This is a genomic window from Mesorhizobium sangaii, from assembly GCF_014207355.1.
Lineage (GTDB): Bacteria > Pseudomonadota > Alphaproteobacteria > Rhizobiales > Rhizobiaceae > Mesorhizobium > Mesorhizobium sangaii.
The window spans coordinates 1-18,615 of sequence record NZ_JACHEF010000006.1 but is presented as its reverse complement, the minus strand read 5'-3'; the positions used below and the strand labels follow the sequence as shown (position 1 = coordinate 18,615).

12 protein-coding genes, 2 pseudogenes and 1 riboswitch are annotated in these 18,615 nt (G+C 64.6%); of the genes and pseudogenes, 6 read left to right on the top strand and 8 right to left on the bottom strand.

From position 1 onward, the window contains the following. The first annotated feature begins 288 nt into the window (after positions 1–288). A complete protein-coding gene (locus tag HNQ71_RS25580; RefSeq protein WP_184875640.1) occupies positions 289–1,152 on the top strand; it encodes an RNA polymerase factor sigma-32 in 864 nt (287 codons plus the stop codon). A gap of 15 nt (positions 1,153–1,167) precedes the next feature. Here the strand turns inward: HNQ71_RS25580 and HNQ71_RS25575 are convergent, their stop codons facing one another. From HNQ71_RS25575 to thiB, 4 genes are all read right to left on the bottom strand, one after another. Continuing rightward, positions 1,168–2,637 (bottom strand): M48 family metalloprotease, encoded by a 1,470-nt coding sequence (locus tag HNQ71_RS25575; RefSeq protein WP_184875638.1) that lies wholly within the window; start codon positions 2,635–2,637, stop codon positions 1,168–1,170. 259 nt (positions 2,638–2,896) lie between these two features. Next, the gene (gene thiQ / locus HNQ71_RS25570) at positions 2,897–3,679 is read right to left on the bottom strand and encodes a thiamine ABC transporter ATP-binding protein (RefSeq protein WP_184875637.1); all 783 of its coding nucleotides are present in this window, start codon (positions 3,677–3,679) and stop codon (positions 2,897–2,899) included. Then, positions 3,672–5,321 carry a thiamine/thiamine pyrophosphate ABC transporter permease gene (gene thiP / locus HNQ71_RS25565; protein WP_184876335.1) on the bottom strand — a complete coding sequence of 550 codons (1,650 nt, stop codon included), beginning with the start codon at positions 5,319–5,321 and terminating at the stop codon, positions 3,672–3,674. Before thiP ends, thiQ begins: the two co-directional genes overlap by 8 nt. A 124-nt stretch (positions 5,322–5,445) precedes the next feature. Continuing rightward, on the bottom strand, positions 5,446–6,444 hold the full coding sequence (gene thiB, locus HNQ71_RS25560) for a thiamine ABC transporter substrate binding subunit (RefSeq protein WP_184875635.1): 999 nt from the start codon (positions 6,442–6,444) through the stop codon (positions 5,446–5,448). A 43-nt stretch (positions 6,445–6,487) separates the two neighbouring features. Then, positions 6,488–6,602: riboswitch (TPP riboswitch) on the bottom strand. Positions 6,603–6,690: 88 nt separating this feature from the next. Between thiB and HNQ71_RS25555 the strand changes: the two genes are divergently transcribed. The 3 genes and pseudogenes from HNQ71_RS25555 to HNQ71_RS35890 all read left to right on the top strand — a co-directional run. Then, positions 6,691–7,335, top strand: coding sequence for a thiamine diphosphokinase (locus HNQ71_RS25555; RefSeq protein WP_184875633.1), 645 nt, complete (start codon positions 6,691–6,693; stop codon positions 7,333–7,335). Between the two features lies 1 nt (position 7,336). Next, a complete protein-coding gene (locus HNQ71_RS25550; protein WP_184875631.1) occupies positions 7,337–9,157 on the top strand; it encodes an ABC-F family ATP-binding cassette domain-containing protein in 1,821 nt (606 codons plus the stop codon). 18 nt (positions 9,158–9,175) lie between these two features. Continuing rightward, positions 9,176–9,250: pseudogene (locus HNQ71_RS35890) on the top strand (type II toxin-antitoxin system CcdA family antitoxin); the annotation flags it as partial. A gap of 74 nt (positions 9,251–9,324) precedes the next feature. Here the strand turns inward: HNQ71_RS35890 and HNQ71_RS25540 are convergent. Then, positions 9,325–11,019, bottom strand: coding sequence for a hypothetical protein (locus tag HNQ71_RS25540; protein WP_184875629.1), 1,695 nt, complete (start codon positions 11,017–11,019; stop codon positions 9,325–9,327). A 74-nt stretch (positions 11,020–11,093) separates the two neighbouring features. After that, positions 11,094–12,392: an adenylosuccinate synthase gene (locus tag HNQ71_RS25535; RefSeq protein WP_184875627.1), complete on the bottom strand. Its 1,299-nt coding sequence runs from the start codon at positions 12,390–12,392 to the stop codon at positions 11,094–11,096. A 213-nt stretch (positions 12,393–12,605) separates the two neighbouring features. Here HNQ71_RS25535 and HNQ71_RS25530 point away from each other — a divergent pair. Then, a pseudogene (locus tag HNQ71_RS25530) lies at positions 12,606–13,515 on the top strand (DMT family transporter). 59 nt (positions 13,516–13,574) lie between these two features. Here HNQ71_RS25530 and serA read toward each other — a convergent pair. Together serA and HNQ71_RS25520 are read right to left on the bottom strand one after the other, a co-directional pair. After that, the gene (serA, locus tag HNQ71_RS25525) at positions 13,575–15,173 is read right to left on the bottom strand and encodes a phosphoglycerate dehydrogenase (RefSeq protein WP_184875625.1); all 1,599 of its coding nucleotides are present in this window, start codon (positions 15,171–15,173) and stop codon (positions 13,575–13,577) included. A 152-nt stretch (positions 15,174–15,325) separates the two neighbouring features. Beyond that, positions 15,326–16,501 carry a phosphoserine transaminase gene (locus tag HNQ71_RS25520; protein WP_184875623.1) on the bottom strand — a complete coding sequence of 392 codons (1,176 nt, stop codon included), beginning with the start codon at positions 16,499–16,501 and terminating at the stop codon, positions 15,326–15,328. Between the two features lie 380 nt (positions 16,502–16,881). Here HNQ71_RS25520 and HNQ71_RS25515 point away from each other — a divergent pair, with 380 nt between their 5' ends. Continuing rightward, positions 16,882–18,084 carry an MFS transporter gene (locus HNQ71_RS25515; RefSeq protein ID WP_184875621.1) on the top strand — a complete coding sequence of 401 codons (1,203 nt, stop codon included), beginning with the start codon at positions 16,882–16,884 and terminating at the stop codon, positions 18,082–18,084. Positions 18,085–18,615: the final 531 nt, after the last annotated feature.

Sequence of the window (18,615 nt, the reverse complement as noted above, 5' to 3'; positions counted from 1 at the left end):
TGTGAGGGTTGGAAACTGACAGATACAAGTCGAAAAATAAGGAACAGGATTTCAAAAACAACCAACTTCTGAAATCAGATTCTCGGATCAGTGCTTTTTGGTCGCAATCGACAAGGTTGCCGATCATCGCCGAGATCCCTCAGGCAACAAATCCAGCCGCCAACGGCCACGGAACCATTTTCCTGCATGGCACGTTCTGGATTTCTAGGGCACGACGCTGCGATTTCAACCCGGGCGCCCTGCCAAGTTTGCAAAGTCATCCGCATCGCCTGAGCCAGGGAGCGCCTCATGATGGAAGACACTGCAGGACGGATCATGGTCCGCGCGGCAATGAGGGCTCCCTACCTCGAACGTGAAGAAGAGCACCGGCTCGCATTGCTCTGGAAACAAGACAAGGACCAGAACGCGCTGCATAGCATCACGGTTGCGCATATGCGGCTGGTCATCTCCATGGCTTCCAAATTCCGCCACTACGGTCTGCCGCTCGGCGATCTGATCCAGGAAGGGCATGTCGGCCTGCTTGAGGCGGCAGCCCGCTTCGAGCCCGAACGCGAGGTGCGGTTTTCGACCTACGCGACGTGGTGGATCCGCGCCTCGATGCAGGACTATATCCTGCGCAACTGGTCGATCGTGCGCGGCGGCACCAGCTCCGCGCAGAAGGCTCTTTTCTTCAACCTGCGCCGCTTGCGCGCGCGGCTGGCCAACGGCACCGAACCGCTGTCCAACGCTACGCTCTATCGCGAGGTATCGGAGGCGCTCGGCGTCTCCGAGGCCGACGTGGCGATGATGGATTCGCGGCTGTCGGCACCCGACTCCTCGCTCAACATGCCGGTTGCCGATGACGCGGGTTCGAACGAGCGCATGGATTTCCTCGTCTCGGACGACCCCCTGCCCGACGAGGTCGTCGGCGACACGATCGATGTCGAGCGCCGCTCTGTGTGGTTGAAAGCCGCACTCGCCGCCCTCAACGCCCGCGAGCTCAGGATCATCGAGGAACGCCGGCTGAGCGACGAAGGCGCAACACTGGAAGCGCTTGGCGAGACGCTTGGCATCTCGAAGGAACGCGTCCGCCAGATCGAGGCGCGCGCCATGGAGAAGCTCAAGGTGGCGCTGGTGAAGCAGAATCCCGAATTTCTGGCGACTGCCGCCTGACCGGTGGCAGGCGCCTTACTTGTCGGTGACGATCTTGACCTTGTCACCGGCCGAGACCGCGGCACCCGGCGACAGCGCATTCAGCACCCGGAACAGGTCGAGCTTGCGGTCGACACCAACCATCTGGGCGGAAAGCGAACCCATCGTCTGGCCGGGTTGAACGGTGACGACGCGGATGTGCAGCGGCTTCAGCGCCGCCTTTTCCGCGGCACTCAGGATACGGAACGACCCGCTCACCGAACGCGCCACCGCAGCCAGCGAGGTGCTGGCCGATGGCGCCGCGGTCAGCAGCCGGTAGACCTGGCCGCCGGCGCGGATCACGGCAATGTCGAACTGCCAGCCTTCGGCGCCGGCATGCGCCGTCGCCGCCTCGTTGCCGTTGATCGTTTCCTGCCTGACGGTGCTGTCGTCCAGACCAGCCACCCAGCCGCTGCGGATATAGTCGGTCAGCGCCCGGTTCTTGTCGATCGAAACACCGTCGAAACGGATCGCCATGTCACCAGGCCCGGTTGCCGTCACCGCCGCCGCCGAATTGTCGATGATGAAGCCCTGCGGCACCGAGAAGGACACGCCGAGGCCCGGATGCAGGAAGGTTTCGCCGCGCACATAGCCTTCTTCCGGCGTGTCGCCATAGAGCAGGCCATCTATGCCGGCGAGGAAGGAATCGCGGTCGCGGGTGCCGAAGCCGGGCGCGCCGAACTGGCGGGCATGGCGCTGCGCCAGATCGATGCGCTGCGGCGTGTTGGGGTGGGTGGCCAGGAAGTCGAGGCTGGCGTCGGTGGCGCCACTGATCGAGCGGAAATCGGTATAGGCCGACATCGACTGCAGGAAGCGGCCGGCGGCGAAAGGATCGTAGCCGGCTTCGCCGATCGACTTGATGCCGATGGCGTCGGCCTCCAGTTCCTGGTTGCGCGAGAATTGTGCCAGTCTGAGCTTGCCGCGGATCAGCGCCGCCTTGGCGGTCGGGCTGTCGCCGAGCACGTCGGAAACCACCTTGGTCGCCAGGCCTTCCTCGGCTTCCAGCTGCTGGCGCTGCAAGCCATGGTTGGCGGTGACATGGCCCATCTCATGCGCGATGACCGCGGCAAGCTCGGCCGAATCATTGGCCAGCGCCAGCAGACCGCGCGTGATGTAGAGATAACCGCCCGGCAGCGCGAAGGCGTTGACGTTGGGCGAATTCAAAATGGTGATGCGATAGGTCTGCGTCGGATTGGCCGACACGACGGTCAGGTTGCCGACCACCTTGGCGACCATGCGCTCGAGCTTGGGATCGGAATATTCGCCACCATAGGTGGCCAGGATGCGCGGATGCTGCGCCTTGGCCAGTTCGGCGAGCTTGCTGTTGGCGGCGACATTGTCGACAGTGATCGGCCTGTCGGAAGGCTGGAAGCCGGATTCCTGAACCTCGGGAGGCGTGAACATCTGGCAGCTCGCCAGCGCCACGGCAACGCCGGCCAGCGCGAGAAAGCGCGCCAGCGGATTCATTCGTAGTTTGTCAACGCCGATCGCCAGAACGGCTTCCTTTCGGGTCCCGGCACATGACCACGAAAATCGGGGGCGATCTTCGGAAAATGTCATGCGCTATCTCAAACTGCTGCAGCATCCGTCGCGCGTCCCCTCGGGGCGAGCGGCGGATGCTGCAGGCAAATCACGGCCCGTGCCGGACCAGTAGGGCGGACCTAGCCACACTCCTCCAGTCATGGCAAGCAAGCGCCGCATCGCCTGGAGCCGGTTTGACCGTAAATTATGTCCGCTTCCGGGCAACATCTCGTGATACGGCATCGCCGTCACCCGCGCCGATATAGCGCCGGAACACTTCCGGACCAGCCCCGGTGAAGAAATCGTCCGCCTTGCCGGTTGCCGCGACAACGCCATTGTCCAGAAACACCACGTGCTCGCTGATTCGACGCGCATTCTCGGGTTGATGGGTGACGAACAGCACCGTCATGCCTCGTTCGGCGTGTACTGCGGCGACCAGATCCAGCATGTCGTCGCGCAGCGCCGGGCCGAGCGAGGCGAAGGGCTCGTCGAGCAGGAGCACCGGCCGGTCGCGCACCAGGACCCGGGCCAGGGCGACGCGCTGGCGCTCACCGCCGGAGAGTTCGCGCGGCAGGCGCTTTTCCTTGCCGGCAAGGCCGGTGCGTTCGAGCGCCTCGGCGATCGCGGCGCGATCCGTTCCGGTCAGCCGCAAGGATGGCGAGCGGCCGAGCCCGACATTCTGTTCGACTGAGAGATGGGCAAAGAGATTGTTTTCCTGGAACACCATTGACACCGGCCGCGCTGACGGTGGCTCGGCGCTGACATCGGTCCCGCCGATCAGCACGCGGCCCGACTGCGGCGTCTCGAAGCCCGCCACAAGGTTGAGCAGCGTCGACTTGCCGGAACCGCTCGGCCCCATGATGGCGGTGATTTTCGCCGCGGCGAAATCGACATCGAAATCGAGCGGCGCCTCGCCATAGCTGAACGACACCTGGTCCAGCCGCACCGGGGCGCCCATTTCAGACCTGCTGGCCACCCCGTCAGGCATCCCGGTTCTTCTCCGTCCCCAGCCAGTGCGCCGCCATGATCAACGCGAGGCAGACGAGGCCTAGCAGCAGCGCCAGGCCGGCGGCGTCCTGCGTCCGGTAGCTGCCCATGCGTGCCAACAATAGGTAGGGCAAGGTCTGCACCGAATCACTGCCGAACAGCGCGATGACGCCGAGATCGCCGAGCGACAGCGCCATGGCGAAAGCAAAGGCGGTGGCGAGCGGCCGCCGCAGCGACGGCCAGTCGACCAGCATCAACCGGTTCCAGCCCGTGATGCCGAGCTGCGCACAGAGTCGTTCGTGACGCTCGCTCGCCGCATCATAGGCAGGACGGACAGCGCGCAGCGCGAACGGCATCGCCATCACCGCGTTGACGGTGACGACCATGACCGGGGCGATGGCAAAGACATCGCCGACATGGCGCAACAACAGGAACCAGCCGGCGCCGACGACGATCGGCGGCACGACGAGGACAAAACCGGCGCCGGTATCGGCGGCGTGTTCGAGCATCGTCTTCGCGCCGGAGCGGCGGTTCAGCGCCAGCGCCCGGCGTGCCATGGTCAGCGCCAGCGACAGCGCCACGGAAAGCAGTGCCGACAGGAAGGCGAGCACCGCGCTGGTCAGCGTCGCCTGCCGCACGACGACCTCGCCGGCAAGCCGGCCGAGATCGGCGCCAAGCCCGGCCATCACCGTGGCCGCCATCGGTCCGACGACGAACAGCAGCGCCAGCACGATGAGCACGACGTTCAGCAAGGTCTCGGTGCCATTGACGGAGAGGTAGCGGCGCGGCGCCACCGGCAGGTTGGTGTCGCCGGCCACATTGGCGCCAAGCCGTGTCAGCGCCAGCACGACGACAAACGTCAAGGCAATCTGCAACAATGTCAGCGTGACGGCTCGCGCGGGATCGAAATCGAAGCGCAGCGCCTGGTAGATGCCGACCTCCAGCGTCGTCGCGGCCGGCCCGCCGCCGAGCGTCAGCACGATCGTGAACGAGGTGATGCAGAGCATGAAGACAAGCCCGGCGACGCCAGGCAGGGCCGCGCGCAGCGTCGGCCATTCGATCAGCCGGAACGCCGGCCGCGCGCCCATGCCGAGCTGGCTGGCCAGCCGCCACTGATCGGCGGGAATGGTCTGCAATGCCTCGAGGAACAGCCGCACGCTGAGCGGCAGGTTGAAGAAGACATGCGCGACGAGAATGCCCGACAGACCATAGATGCCCGGCCAGCTCCCGCCGCCGATCACCGCGAACACGCCGGCGAAATAGCCGGCGCGGCCATAGAGAGCGAGGATGCCGAGTGCCGCGACGATGGCCGGCAGCGCCAATGGCACGGCGAACAGTTGCAGGATGAAGGCGCGGCCGGGGAAGCGCGGATGCCGCGACAGCGCGCGCGCCACCAACAGCGCCGGCCCGACCGAAAGCAGCGTCGAGAGCGCTGCTTGCCAGAGTGTGAAGCGAACGACGCGCAACAGATAGGGATCGAAGGCTGCCCAGGCGCCGGAGAAGTCGTGAGCGCCTTCGAAAAGCAGTCCGGCAAACGCGCCGCAGATCAGCAGCGCGATGGCGCCGAGCGCGATGATGCCGGCTGTGATGCGGGGGTCAGACGCGCGCCTTCCACCCTCCCCCTTGTGGGGAGGGTCGGCCAGTGGATGTCGCGAAGCGGCGTCCGCTGGCCGGGGTGGGGGTGAAGCCGTCTTCAAGGTCGCAGCCCCCACCCCGCTCCGCTTCGCGGATCGACCCTCCCCACAAGGGGGAGGGTGAAACGCGCGCTCACTTGCTCATCGCCGCCAGCCATTCATCCACCCAGGCCTTGCGGTTGGCGGCGACCTCTTCGGGGCTGAACAGCAAGGTCTTGGTCGGCTTCACCAGTTTGTCGAAGGCCGGGTTGAGCGGCTTGTCGGTCTTGCCGGCCGGGAACATCCAGTTGGTCTCCGGGATGGCATCCTGGAATTTCGGCCCGGTCATGAAGGCCAGGAACTTTTCCGCCAGCGGGTTTTTCGCCCCGGTCGTGGTGATGCCGGCGACCTCGATCTGCAGATACTCGCCCTCTTCGAACGACGCTGCCTGGTAGCGCTCGGTGTTCTCGGCGACCATGTGATAGGCTGGCGACGTCGTGTAGGACAGCACCATCGGCGCCTCGCCCTTGGTGAACAGGCCATAGGCCTCGCTCCAGCCGGGCGTCACGGTCAGCACTTTCGACTTGAGCTTGGCCCAGGCTTCCGGCGCCTTGTCGCCATAGACCGACTTCACCCACAACAGCAGGCCAAGGCCCGGTGTCGAGGTGCGCGGATCCTGGATGACGATCTTGTCGTCGGCGCTGCCTTCGACCAGGTCCTTCAGGCTCTTCGGCGGGGTCTTCAGCTTTTCAGTGTCGTAGACAACGGCGAAATAGCCATAGTCGAAAGGCACGAAAGTATCGTCGCTCCAGCCGCCCGGCACATTGACGTCGGACACCGCGCCATGCGGCGCAAACAAGCCCGTGGCCTTGGCATCGGCGGTGAGATTGGTGTCGAGGCCAAGCACGATGTCGGCCTTGGTCGATGCCCCTTCCAGCCTGACGCGGTTGAGCAGCGCGACCCCATCGGCGACGGAGACGAAGTCGACGTCGCAGCCGCATTCGGCCTCGAATTCCTTCTTCACCACGGGACCTGGACCCCAGTCGGCGGTGAAACTCTCATAGGTGTAGATTGTGAGCTTGTCCTTGGCCAAGGCAGGCCCAGACAGGACCACGACCATCGCTGTGGCAAGGGAGTAGAAAAGCGTGCGCATCGGCGCCTCCTTCGTTCGAATTGAAAGGAATTGAGGCGCCGGACTGTCCGAAACGTCTAATCCCTCCGCCGGTACAAACCGGATCAGGTTCAGCGGGTTGGCGAGTTTGCCTCTCAGCCGGTCCGCGAAGATCGCGTCCGGCACCCCGTTAGAGCGTTTCGAGACATAGGCCGGGCCGATCCCTCACGCAAGTGGCAGTTTGGCGGCCTTCCGTTTCCCGTGCCGGGCTGGTAAGGGCCACACGATATGAGCACATTCACCATCCTGCTTGGCGGCGATCTCATCCGCACGCCACGGCTCGACCGCCAGGTCGAAGGATCCCGCGTCATCGCCGCCGACGCCGGCATTGGCCATGCGCGGCTGCTGGGCCTTGTCCCGGAACTGTGGGTGGGTGATTTCGATTCCGTACCGGCCAACCTGCCGGATGACCTCGCCGCCGTGCCCCGCCGGACCTTTCCGACCGAGAAGGACCAGACCGATGGCGAGCTGGCGGTCGCCGCCGCACTGGAGCGCGGCGCGACCCGCCTGGTGCTCGCCGGCGCTTTCGGCGGCAAGCGCGCCGACCACGCCTTCCTGCATCTGGCGCTTGCGCTGCGGCTGGCCGAGGCTGGAACAGAGATACTTTTGACCAGTGGCGCGCAGGAAGGCGTCCCGCTGCTGCACGCCAAAGCCGGTTTCGACTATGCCGACGGCACGTTGTTTTCGGTGCTTGGCTTTTCCGATCTTTCCGGCCTGACCGTCACCGGCGCCAAATGGCCGCTCGACCGCGTCAGGGTCGCGTTCGGCTCGTCATTGACCATCTCCAACGAGGTCAAGGGCCGCCTCGAAATCACACTTGGCAAGGGCCGCGCGCTGTTGCTCGCCCACCCTTATCCACTACCTGAAAGCTGAAATGGCCCCGCCTCTTCTCAATCTCGACGGGATAAAACTGACCTTCGGTGGCACGCCGCTGCTCGACGGCGCCGCCTTGACCGCTTCTGCCGGCGACAAGATCGCGCTGGTCGGCCGCAACGGGTCGGGCAAGTCGACGCTGCTGAAGATCGCCGCCGGCCTGATCGAGCCGCAGGATGGCGAGGTGTTCCGCCAGCCTTCGGCGACAATCCGCTATTTGCCGCAGATGCCCGACATGGAGGGTTTTGCGACCGTGCGCGCCTATGTCGAGGCCGGGCTCGGGCCCGCCGACGATCCGTACCGCGCCAGCTATTTGATGGAGCATCTCGGCCTGTCCGGCGAGGAGCGGCCGAACGATCTTTCCGGCGGCGAGGCCAGGCGCGCTGCACTCGCCCGCGTCATGGCGCCGGAGCCCGATATTCTGCTGCTTGATGAGCCGACCAACCATCTCGATCTCTCGGTGATCGAGTGGCTAGAAGAGGAGCTCGTCCGCACCTCCTCGGCGCTCGTGGTCATCTCCCACGACCGCCGTTTCCTCGAGCGCGTATCGCGCGCCACCGTCTGGCTCGACCGCGGCCAGACCCGCAGGCTGGACAAGGGCTTTGGCCATTTCGAGGAATGGCGCGACCTCGTGCTGGAAGAGGAAGAGCGCGAACAGCACAAGCTCGGCCGCCAGATCGTGCGCGAGGAGCACTGGCTGCGCTATGGCGTGACGGCACGGCGCAAGCGCAACATGCGCCGCCTCGGCGAACTGCAGACCATGCGCCAGCGCTTCCGCGGCCATCGCGGCGCCGAGGGTTCGGCAACCATGGTGGCCAGCGACGCCGCCGAATCCGGCAAGCTGGTGATCGAGGCGAAAAACATCGAGAAGAGTTTCGGCGACCTCACCGTGGTCAAGGGCTTCTCGGCCCGCATCCAACGCGGCGATCGCGTCGGCTTGGTCGGGCCGAACGGTGCCGGCAAGACGACGCTGCTGAAGATGCTGACCGGTGAGTTGAAGCCCGATGCCGGTTCGGTGCGGCTCGGCACCAATCTGGAGATCGCCACGCTCGACCAGAAGCGCGAGGCGGTCGACCCGCAAGAGACGCTGGCGCAATATCTCACCGACGGACGCGGCGAGAACCTCGTCATCAATGGCGAGCAGCGCCACGTCGTCTCCTACATGAAGGATTTCCTGTTCAAGGCCGAGCAGGCACGCACGCCGGTGCGCGAGCTTTCCGGCGGCGAACGGGCGCGGCTCTTGCTGGCGCGCGTGCTGGCGCGGCCGGCAAACCTGCTGGTGCTCGATGAGCCGACCAACGATCTCGACATGGAAACGCTGGAGCTGCTGCAGGAATTGGTTGCCGGCTTTGCCGGCACCGTCATCCTGGTCAGCCACGACCGCGATTTCCTCGACCGCACCGTGACCAGCATCATCGCACCGGACGGCGGCGGCCGCTGGATCGAATATGCCGGCGGCTATTCGGACATGCTGGCACAACGCGGCGGCACCAGGCTCGACGACCGCAAGGCGCGGGCGAAAGCCGAAGCCGGCGAAGCCACGGCGGCAACCAAAAATGAAGCCGCCGCGCCAAAGGGGCCGGCGAAGAAGCTGTCGTTCAAGCAGAAATTCGCGCTGGAATCCCTGCCCAAAAAAATCGAGGCTGTGATGGCGTCGATCTCGAGGCTTGAGAACAACATCGCCGATCCAGCCTATTACGAGCGCGATCCGGCCTCGTTCCAGAAGACCATCGCCGCCCTCGACAAGGAGCGCGCGACGCTGGCCGCATTGGAGGAAGAGTGGCTGGAGCTGGAGATGCTGCGCGAGGAGATGGAAGGGTAGTGGCGGCAACAAGTCAATAAGGAAGCCATTGTAAGCTGCAATGACTATGTCAGGCGCAACGGGCTGCCCCTAGCCAGGTATCGGCTGTTTTGATGCCGCACTGCGATTGCCGTCCAGCCCCGAGGGGCTCATGCGAGACGCCGGCCCGCCTAACGAACGCGGCCCTCTCAGCCCGCCGTCTTCGCCTGCCAGGCCTTGATCGCCTCGTCGAACACCTTCTCGCCGGGAATGCCCTTTTCCATGGTCAGCAGCGCCCGCCGTCCGGTCTTGTAGACGACCGGCACATCGATCCAGTCCTGCCCGCGCAGCAAGGTCATGTTGGCGTCCTCATCGGCCTTGGTGTCGTTGAGCGCGACGAGGAAGAAACCGTCGGCGATCTTGGCCGGAATGCCGATCAGCGGGCTGCCGGCATCCTGTTCCGAACTCTTCATCGCGACGCGCAGGATGTTGTCGACACCGCCGCCTTCGAAGCCGTCGGGCGTCAGGAAGATCATCTCGATGATATGGCTGGCCGGCAATGTCTGGTCGGTGTTGCGACGGATGGTCATGCGCAACTGGATGTCCTTGCCGGGAATGGTTGCCTCGGCGCGGATTGCCGGTTCAGGCGGCAGATCGCCACCGGGCGATTCCTGCACCAGTGACCAGACGATGCTGCCGGGCTCCGCCGAACCCTGGGCGGTGCTGGTGCGCTCCTCATAGAAGATTGCCTTCTGGCCGACCGGCAGCGCGGTTTCCGCAGGCGCGGCCGCCGGCGCGGCTGCCGGCGCCGCAGGCGCGGCGCCTGCCGGGGCTGGCGGCGTTGCGGCTGCCGGTGCTGGCGGCGGAGTAGCGGCGGCAGCCGGCGCCGCAGGTGCAGCCCCGGCGGCGGATGGCGTCGCCGGTGCCGCACCGGGTGGCGGCGTTGTGGCGGGCGCGGCCGCTGGCGGTGTGCCGGCAGCCGGCGCGGAAACCGCCGGCGCGTTCGTCGCCGAGGGCGGCGTGGTCAGCGCGGCGACCGATTCGCCTTCGCCGATGCCGCTCTGTCCGCCGGCCGGACCAGGGTCGACTTCGCTGCCCTGCGGCGTCAGCCGCTGGGTGAATTTCGGGGCTTCGCTTTCGGTGCCGGCGGCTGCGGGTGCTGGCGGCGTTGCCGCGGCATCTGTTGCCGGCTTGGCTGGCGCCGGCTTCACCGGTTCCGTCTTCACGACCTTGGTGCTGCCGTCGAACCCCAGCATCTTGCCGAAGGCGTCCTTGTTCAGCCAGATGCCATAGCCACCACCGGCAACGACCAGCAAGGCGATGACGGCAGCGATCAAGCCGCCATAGCTGCGCCTGCGTTCGGCGGGCCGCAGGCGCTGGAACGTGTCCGACACCGGCTCTTCGTTGCTTGAAAAGACATCGACCCCGTCGTCCTCGGCCTCCTCGCTGTCCATCCCCGGAAGCGGCGTCTCTGCGCGAGCAGAAGGCGCTGGCGCCGGCTTTTGCCAGCTTGGCTCGACCTTGGCGGCAGGTGGTGGCGCCGGTCGATAAGGTTCCGCCTTGGCCGCGGGCGGCGCCGGCCAGGTTGGCTCTTCCTTCGCCGGCTGCCGTGCATGGCTGGGCTGGTTCTTGTTGCGGTCGATCGAGGAAAAGATGTGTTCCAGCTCCGCAAGCGGATCGGTGTCCGGCGCGCTCTTGGCGTAGTCCCGCTCGACACTCGCGACAGCGTCTTCCAGGGAGCGCTTCTGCTTGGCTATGACCTCGGCGGACAGCGGCGGCGAAAACTCCGCAAGCCTCTTTTCGAGCGCGGTGCGCGCGCCGTCATAGATCCGCTTGCGCGTATCGAGTCCCGGCTCGCCGTGCTTGTCGAGCTGCCTTTTCAGAACAGAAACGAAATCTGCCATGCTTCGGTCGACCTGTATTTTGCTCCCGGGCCGGCCCCCGCAAATCAGCCGCGATGCCCGGAAAGGCTGAGAAACTAGTCTTGAAACGGATCGGTCACAAGTATCGTGTCGTCCCGTTCCGGGCTGGTGGACAGGAGCGCGACCGGGGCGCCGATCAGCTCCTCGATGTAGCGGACATATTTGACGGCCTGGGCCGGCAGATCGTTCCAGCTGCGCGCGCCGGCGGTGGTGCCCTTCCAGCCCTCCAGCGTCTCGTAGACCGGTTCGACGCGTGCCTGCGCGCCCTGGCTGGCCGGCAGATAGTTGATCATCTCGCCGTCGAGACGATAGCCGGTGCAGACCTTGATCTCGTCCAGCCCGTCGAGCACGTCGAGCTTGGTCAACGCGATGCCTTTGATGCCGTTGACGGCGACGGCCTGCCGCACCAGCACCGCGTCGAACCAGCCGCAGCGGCGCTTGCGCCCGGTGACGACGCCGAATTCATGGCCGCGCGTGCCGAGGAACTCGCCGATCTCGTTCTTCTGCTCGGTCGGGAACGGGCCTTCGCCGACGCGCGTCGTATAGGCCTTGGTGATGCCGAGCACATAGCCGATGGCGCCCGGGCCGACGCCCGAGCCGGCGGCCGCCTGCCCGGCGACCGTGTTCGACGAAGTGACGAACGGATAGGTGCCGTGGTCGATATCGAGCAACGTGCCCTGCGCCCCCTCGAACAGGATGCGCTCGCCGGCGCGGCGCTTGTCGTCGAGGATTTTCCACACCCGGTCCATATAGGGCAGGATCTCGGCCGCGACCGAGGTCAGCTCGTGCATGATCGCATCATGCGTGACTTCGGCATGGCCAAGTCCGCGACGCAGCGCGTTGTGGTGCGTCAGCAACCTGTCGACCTTCAAGGGCAGCGTTTCCAAATCCGCCAAATCCATCACCCTGACCGCACGCCGGCCGACCTTGTCTTCATAGGCCGGGCCGATGCCACGACGGGTCGTGCCAATCTTCGTTCCGGAATTGGAGGCGGCGTCCTCGCGGAATCCATCCAGCTCCCGATGCAGCGACAGGATAAGCGCTGTGTTTTCGGCTATTTTCAGGCGATCCGGCGCCACTTCGACGCCTTGCGCCTTGAGCTTCGCCACTTCGGCGACGAAAGCATGCGGGTCGAAAACGACGCCATTGCCGATGATGGACAGCTTGCCCTGGCGCACGACCCCGGACGGAAGCAACGACAATTTGTAGACCTTGCCGTCGACGACCAGCGTGTGGCCGGCATTGTGGCCACCCTGGAAACGCACCACCACATCGGCGCGCTCCGACAGCCAGTCGACGATCTTGCCCTTGCCTTCGTCGCCCCATTGCGAGCCGACGACCACCACATTGGCCATGTTTCTTTTCCCTTGAGACGCCGCCAAGCGGCTTGAATATGGTTCGAAACGACAGGCCTCTATAACGTCAAGACTTCGTGAGCGCGACCTTTCTTTGCCGCCAAAATTGCGCTGAGGCACAACAATTTTCGGCTTTGACATCATTTACTTGGGCAGACGGGGGCAATAGGCCGGCAAACACCGCAGCTCACCTCTGGCGGCCGGAATCCCGCCATGCATCGAAGCGCCTACATATTCCTGCTGCTCACCACCTTGCTGTGGGGCGGCAACTCGGTGGCCGGCAAGCTGGCGGTCGATCACGTCTCGCCGATGACGCTTGTCTTCCTGCGCTGGGTGCTGGCCGTGGCGATCTTGCTGCCGATCGGCCTTCAAACGATACGCAAGGACTGGCCGGCGGTGCGCAAGCACTGGCTCGTGCTGGCGGCCCTTGGCGCCAGCGGCTTCACCTTGTTCAACACCATCTTCTACACGGCGCTCAACTACACGACGGCCATCAACGTCTCGATCGAACAGGCGGCGATGCCGGTCCTGATCATCGTCGCCAATTTCGTCTTCTTCCGCTTGCGCGTGAACTGGGCGCAGATTGTCGGCGTCGTGCTGACCATCGCCGGCGTGGTCCTGACTGCCTGCCATGGCGACCCGCGCCGGCTGTTGACGCTGGAGCTTAATTTCGGCGACGCCATCATGCTGGTCGCGGTGTTTCTCTACAGCGGCTATTCGGTCGGGCTGCGGCTGAAGCCGGTGATGCGCTGGCAGAGCCTGATGCTGGCCCTGTCGGTTGCCGCACTTGTCACCTCGCTGCCCTTCTTCCTGTGGGAGATCGCCGCCGGCAAGGCGATCGTGCCCGACGCGCGCGGCTGGCTGGTCATCCTCTATACCGCGATCGGCGCCTCGGCTTATCTCGCAGATCTTCTACATCAGGGGCAACGAACTGATCGGCGCCAACCGCGCCGGCCTGTTCATCAACCTGGTACCGATCTTCGGCACGCTGCTTTCGGTGCTGATCGTCGGCGAGACATTCCAGCTCTACCAGGCGCTGGCGCTGGTGCTTGTGCTGGGCGGCATCGGGCTTGCCGAATACAGCGGGCGCAAGGCAGCGCTGCGGTCAGCCAGGACACACTGAACAAACGAAAAGGCGCGGACCAGGCCGCGCCTTTCGATCTTTCGCAGCAGGTCGCGAGGTCACATCGCGTTGACGTCGAAGTGCAGCCGCTTGGCCGAGTCGATCGACTTGTGCGCCTTGACCTGCTCCAGCACGTTTTCCGGGAACGGCGCGTCGAGATAGAGCAGCGCGATGGCATCGCCGCCCGGCCGGTTGCGGCCAAGCTGGAAGTTGGCGATGTTGACGCCGTTCTCGCCGCACACAGTGCCAAGCAGGCCGATGATCCCCGGCGCGTCGGCATTGGTTGTATAGAGCATGTGCTGGCCGACCTCGGCGTCGAGATTGATGCCCTTGATCTGAATGAAACGCGGCTTGCCGTCGGAGAAGCAGGTGCCGGCGATCGAGCGTGTCTTGTGCTCGGTCTTGACCGTCAGCTTGATGTAGCCGTCGAACACGCCGGACTTGTCGCGCTTGACCTCGGCAACGATGATGCCGCGCTCCTTCACCATGATCGGCGCCGACACCATGTTGACGTCGGAGACCTGCGGCCGGATCAGCCCGGCAAGGGTGGCGCTGATCAGCGCGCGCGTGTTCATCGTCGCGGTCGAGCCGTCGAACAGGATCTCGACCTCCGTGATCGGGTCCTCGGTGACCTGGCCGACAAAGGCGCCGAGCACTTCGGCGAGCTTGACGAAGGGCTTCAGCCGCGGCGCTTCCTCGGCGGTGATCGACGGCATGTTGATGGCGTTGGAGACGGCGCCCTTGATCAGGTAATCGGCCATCTGCTCGGCCACCTGCAGCGCGACATTCTCCTGCGCTTCCGCCGTCGAGGCGCCGAGATGCGGCGTTGCCACCACATTCTCCATGCCGAACAACGCGTTCTGCTCGGCCGGCTCGACCTCGAAAACGTCGATGCCGACACCAGCCACCTTGCCGCTCTTCAGCGCCGCGATCAGGTCGGCTTCGACGACCAACCCGCCACGCGCACAGTTGATGATGCGCACGCCGTTCTTCATCTTGGCGATCGCAGCGGCGTCGATGATGTTGCGCGTCTTGTCGGTCAGCGGCGTGTGCAGCGTGATGAAGTCGGCGCGGGCGAAAAGCTCATCCAGCTCGACCTTGTCGACACCAAGCTCCTCGGCCCGCTTGTCCGACAGGAACGGGTCGAAGGCGATGACATGCATCTTGAGGCCGACGCCGCGCGTGGCGACGATCGAGCCGATGTTGCCGCAGCCGATGATGCCCAGCGTCTTGCCGGTGATCTCGACGCCCATGAAGCGGTTCTTTTCCCATTTGCCGGCATGGGTCGAGGCGTTGGCTTCCGGGATCTGGCGCGCCAGCGCGAAGATCATCGCAACCGCATGTTCGGCGGTGGTGATCGAATTGCCGAAGGGCGTGTTCATCACGATGATGCCCTTGCGGCTCGCCGCCGGGATGTCGACATTGTCGACGCCGATGCCGGCGCGGCCGATGACCTTGAGATTGGTGGCGGCATTGATCAGCTTTTCGGTGACCTTGGTCGCCGAGCGGATGGCGAGGCCGTCATACTGACCGATCACTTCGGCGAGCTTTTCCTTGTCCTTGCCGAGGTCGGGCAGATAGTCGACGTCGACGCCGCGATCCCTGAAGATCTGCACGGCGGTGGGAGAAAGTTTGTCTGAGACGAGAACGCGAGGCATGGATTTGATCCTTTGCGATTGGCGTCCCCTCCACCTTGAGGGGAGGGTCGGCGCGAAAGCGCCGGGATGGGGTCCTTGTGGCCGGATGGCCTGATCTTCTGGATGTTGGATCGTTGAGCCGGGTGGAGGCGACCCCACCCAGCCCTTCGGAGTCAGGCCGCGGCCTTGACCGAGGCCTTTTGCGCGGCAAAAGCCCAGTCGAGCCAGGACAGCAGCGCTTCGAGATCGGCGGTCTCGACCGTCGCGCCGCACCAGATGCGCAGGCCGGGCGGTGCGTCGCGATAGGCGCCGATGTCATAGGCGACACCTTCCTTGTCGAGCACTGAGACCAGCCCCTTGGCAAAAGCCGCCTGCCCGTCGGCGTCGAGCGCGGACACGTCCGGATCGGTGAAGGACAGGCAGACCGAGGTGTTCGACCGCGTCGCCGGTTCGACGGCGAGATGACCGAGCCATGAGGACTTGCCGACAAAGCGATCGACAACGGCGGCATTGGCATCGGCTCTGGCGATCAGTGCCTCGATGCCGCCGATCGACTTCGCCCAGTGCAACGCGTCGAGATAATCCTCGACGCACAGCATCGACGGCGTGTTGATGGTCTCGCCCTTGAAGATGCCTTCGATCAGCTTGCCGCCCGAGGTCAGGCGGAAGATCTTCGGCAGCGGCCAGGCCGGCTTGTAGGTCTCCAGTCGCTCGACGGCGCGAGGCGACAGGATCAGCATGCCATGCGCGCCCTCGCCGCCCAGCACTTTCTGCCAGGAGAAGGTGACGACATCCAGCTTGTGGTAGTCGAGCCTTTGCGCAAAGGCGGCCGAAGTCGCGTCGCAGATGGTCAGGCCCTTGCGATCCGCGGGAATGAAATCGCCGTTAGGCACCCGCACGCCCGACGTGGTGCCGTTCCATGTGAAGACCACATCGCGATCGAAGTCTATCTTCGCCAGGTCGGGCAATTGGCCGTAGCCGGCCTCGATCTTGCGCACGTCGGCAAGCCTGAGCTGCTTGACCACATCGGTGACCCAGCCGGAGCCGAAGCTTTCCCAGGCGACCATGTCGACCCCGCGCTCGCCGAGCAGCGACCACAGCGCCATCTCGACCGCACCGGTGTCCGACGCCGGCACGATGCCGATGCGGTAGTCCGCCGGAACCTGGAGAATTTCCCGCGTCAGCTCGATCGCCTGTTCGAGCTTGGCCTTGCCGATCTTGGCGCGGTGCGAACGGCCGAGCGCGGCCGCTTTCAGCGCCTCAACCGACCAGCCGGGGCGTTTTGCGCAGGGACCTGAGGAGAAATTGGGATTTGCCGGACGGAGTCCGGGCTTCGTATGTGTCGTCATCGTGGTCTATCCTTCCAGATAGTGGCCCCTCGTTGGGGAGGGGTGGCCCACTCGCGGACATACTCGAACGCCTAGAAAACCGCAAGAGACAAAAGGATTTGGCCGCAGAGCACCTGCAGGTTCGCGCACGTCTATGAGGAACGACGCATGAACGCGCCAATTGAATTGACACACCAGTGACACAAGATGGACGGCGTTGTTCCCGGCTCGTTCTTAGAGGCCCACGGATGGTCGCGTCGGTCGAGTTTGGTAGGGCACCTCGTCCGGGACAAGGGGGTCGCTGGTCCAAATCCTGCCACTACTTGCGGAGACCAGCACGCCCAGTACGGCTCGTTCCGCAACGAAAAAACTGCTAGTCTCTGCTTCTGGCGGGAGGACCCATGTGCAGCACGCTTCCTACGCACGCGGTAGAGGCCAATATGATTGCGCCTGGGCCGCGGACTTGGCAGCTCTATCTCGCACTTGGTTTCTTCCAATTCGTTATCAGTCTTCAGGGAAACATCTTTCCATTCCTGAGGGTCGAACTCGACATCAGCTACCGCACGATCGGCCTCCATCCGACCGCATTCGCCTGCGGGATCATTCTGGTGGGGTTGCTCGGTCCTCGGGTCATCAGCCAGTTCGGTCGCCGGCGGATGCTTATGGTGGGCGTTTTCGGTTTTGCCACGGCCGCGGTGCTCTTATGTCTCGCTCCAGCGGCGCCGGTCAGCATCGCGAGCTTCGCGCTTCTTGGAATGTCGGGGGCGTTCATTCCAGTGATTGTGTTCTCAACGCTCGCCGACGTTCGCCCGGAAAAACGTGCAGTCGCATTTAACGAGGCTACCGCGATTGCCTCGATATTTGGTATCATCGCCCCTATCCTGACTGGCCTCTGCATCTATGCTGGTCTCGGCTGGCGGAGCGCTGTTCTGGCCGCCGTTGCCTACGGCTTGGCGGTCCTCGCGAGTCTTACGCGCGTCGGCGTACCAGCGTTCGATACTGCTGCGAGCGCACCAAGCGGGATGCTCCCACTTGCATATTGGGCCTACTGGACCGCGGTCGCGTTTGGGATCGCGACAGAATTCTGTGTGCTCCTTTGGGCGCCGACGTTCCTCGAAAGCGTGGTAGGCTTATCCGCTGCGGCCGCGGCTACGGCGGCCGTTGCATTTGCCGTCGCCATGGCCGTCGGGCGCCTCGCAGGGAGCCGCATTCTCCGCATAGTCGCTGTGCCGACGCTGTTTGTTGCGGCAGTCACCGTGGCGCTCTTGGGCTTCTTGTTTTATTGGGGAACGAGCGATGCGGCGGTCTCAATCGCCGGCCTGTTCGTCCTCGGCTTCGGAATCTCGCTTTTCTATCCGCTCGTCTCCGGTCAGGCGATCGGTGCGACCCTCGTCGCCCAGCACGACAGGGCGAGTGCCCGGACGGCGCTTGCTGGGGGCGTGGCGATCCTTACCATGCCGGGGTTGCTGGGCGAACTTGCCGGTCGCGTCGGGCTGCACAACGCCCACTTGCTGGTGCCGACGCTCATCGTTGCTATGCTGGCCGCTTTCCTGGTCGGTCGGGAGCTGGAGCGCCGACATCCATTCGCGCACCTAGATCAGTAGTCCGGCGCGCACTTTCGAACCTCCGTCCCGATCTGCGCACAGTCGGCTTGCCGGCACAGGGCGTTCCATGCCAATGAGCATCGACTCAGGCTTACGGGTATTGCCACGAGTCAGTTCGACGGTGGGGATCAATTTCAGCAAATGCCGCACCTTTGCGGGTGTGGCCTTGGCGGAAATGGCGGCGCTGAGCGTTGGTCCGAAGCCGACGTTGAGGAACTTGGTGTTTACCCGGTGTTACCCGAACGTGGATAGCAGCGATGCGGCTCGACACGGAATCCCGCAAAATACTGATTGACCGACTAAAATGCCGGCGATTCCACGGCCTTCCGTAGGCAGAGGTCTTCGACTGGATGTCTGCGCGCAGCAGCTACCGCCGCTCGATCAGAGTCTTGTTTTGGGCCGATTGCGGACTGACAGCTTCGCGGTACGGATTTCCAAAGCAGATGAGGTGGATGGCTCCCGCTCCCGGCATCTCGGTGCCAAAGTGGGTTTGCTGTCAGGCAACCCGAGCAAAGGAGCCATCCGCCATGC

Bases quoted from the DNA above. Each gene is read 5' to 3' on its own strand.
- HNQ71_RS25580 (WP_184875640.1), top strand. From the start codon at position 289: ATGATGGAAGACACTGCAGGACGGATCATGGTCCGCGCGGCAATGAGG.
- HNQ71_RS25575 (WP_184875638.1), bottom strand. From the start codon at position 2,637: ATGAATCCGCTGGCGCGCTTTCTCGCGCTGGCCGGCGTTGCCGTGGCG.
- thiQ (WP_184875637.1), bottom strand. From the start codon at position 3,679: ATGCCTGACGGGGTGGCCAGCAGGTCTGAAATGGGCGCCCCGGTGCGG.
- thiB (WP_184875635.1), bottom strand. From the start codon at position 6,444: ATGCGCACGCTTTTCTACTCCCTTGCCACAGCGATGGTCGTGGTCCTG.
- HNQ71_RS25555 (WP_184875633.1), top strand. From the start codon at position 6,691: ATGAGCACATTCACCATCCTGCTTGGCGGCGATCTCATCCGCACGCCA.
- HNQ71_RS25550 (WP_184875631.1), top strand. From the start codon at position 7,337: ATGGCCCCGCCTCTTCTCAATCTCGACGGGATAAAACTGACCTTCGGT.
- HNQ71_RS25540 (WP_184875629.1), bottom strand. From the start codon at position 11,019: ATGGCAGATTTCGTTTCTGTTCTGAAAAGGCAGCTCGACAAGCACGGC.
- HNQ71_RS25535 (WP_184875627.1), bottom strand. From the start codon at position 12,392: ATGGCCAATGTGGTGGTCGTCGGCTCGCAATGGGGCGACGAAGGCAAG.
- serA (WP_184875625.1), bottom strand. From the start codon at position 15,173: ATGCCTCGCGTTCTCGTCTCAGACAAACTTTCTCCCACCGCCGTGCAG.
- HNQ71_RS25520 (WP_184875623.1), bottom strand. From the start codon at position 16,501: ATGACGACACATACGAAGCCCGGACTCCGTCCGGCAAATCCCAATTTC.
- HNQ71_RS25515 (WP_184875621.1), top strand. From the start codon at position 16,882: ATGTGCAGCACGCTTCCTACGCACGCGGTAGAGGCCAATATGATTGCG.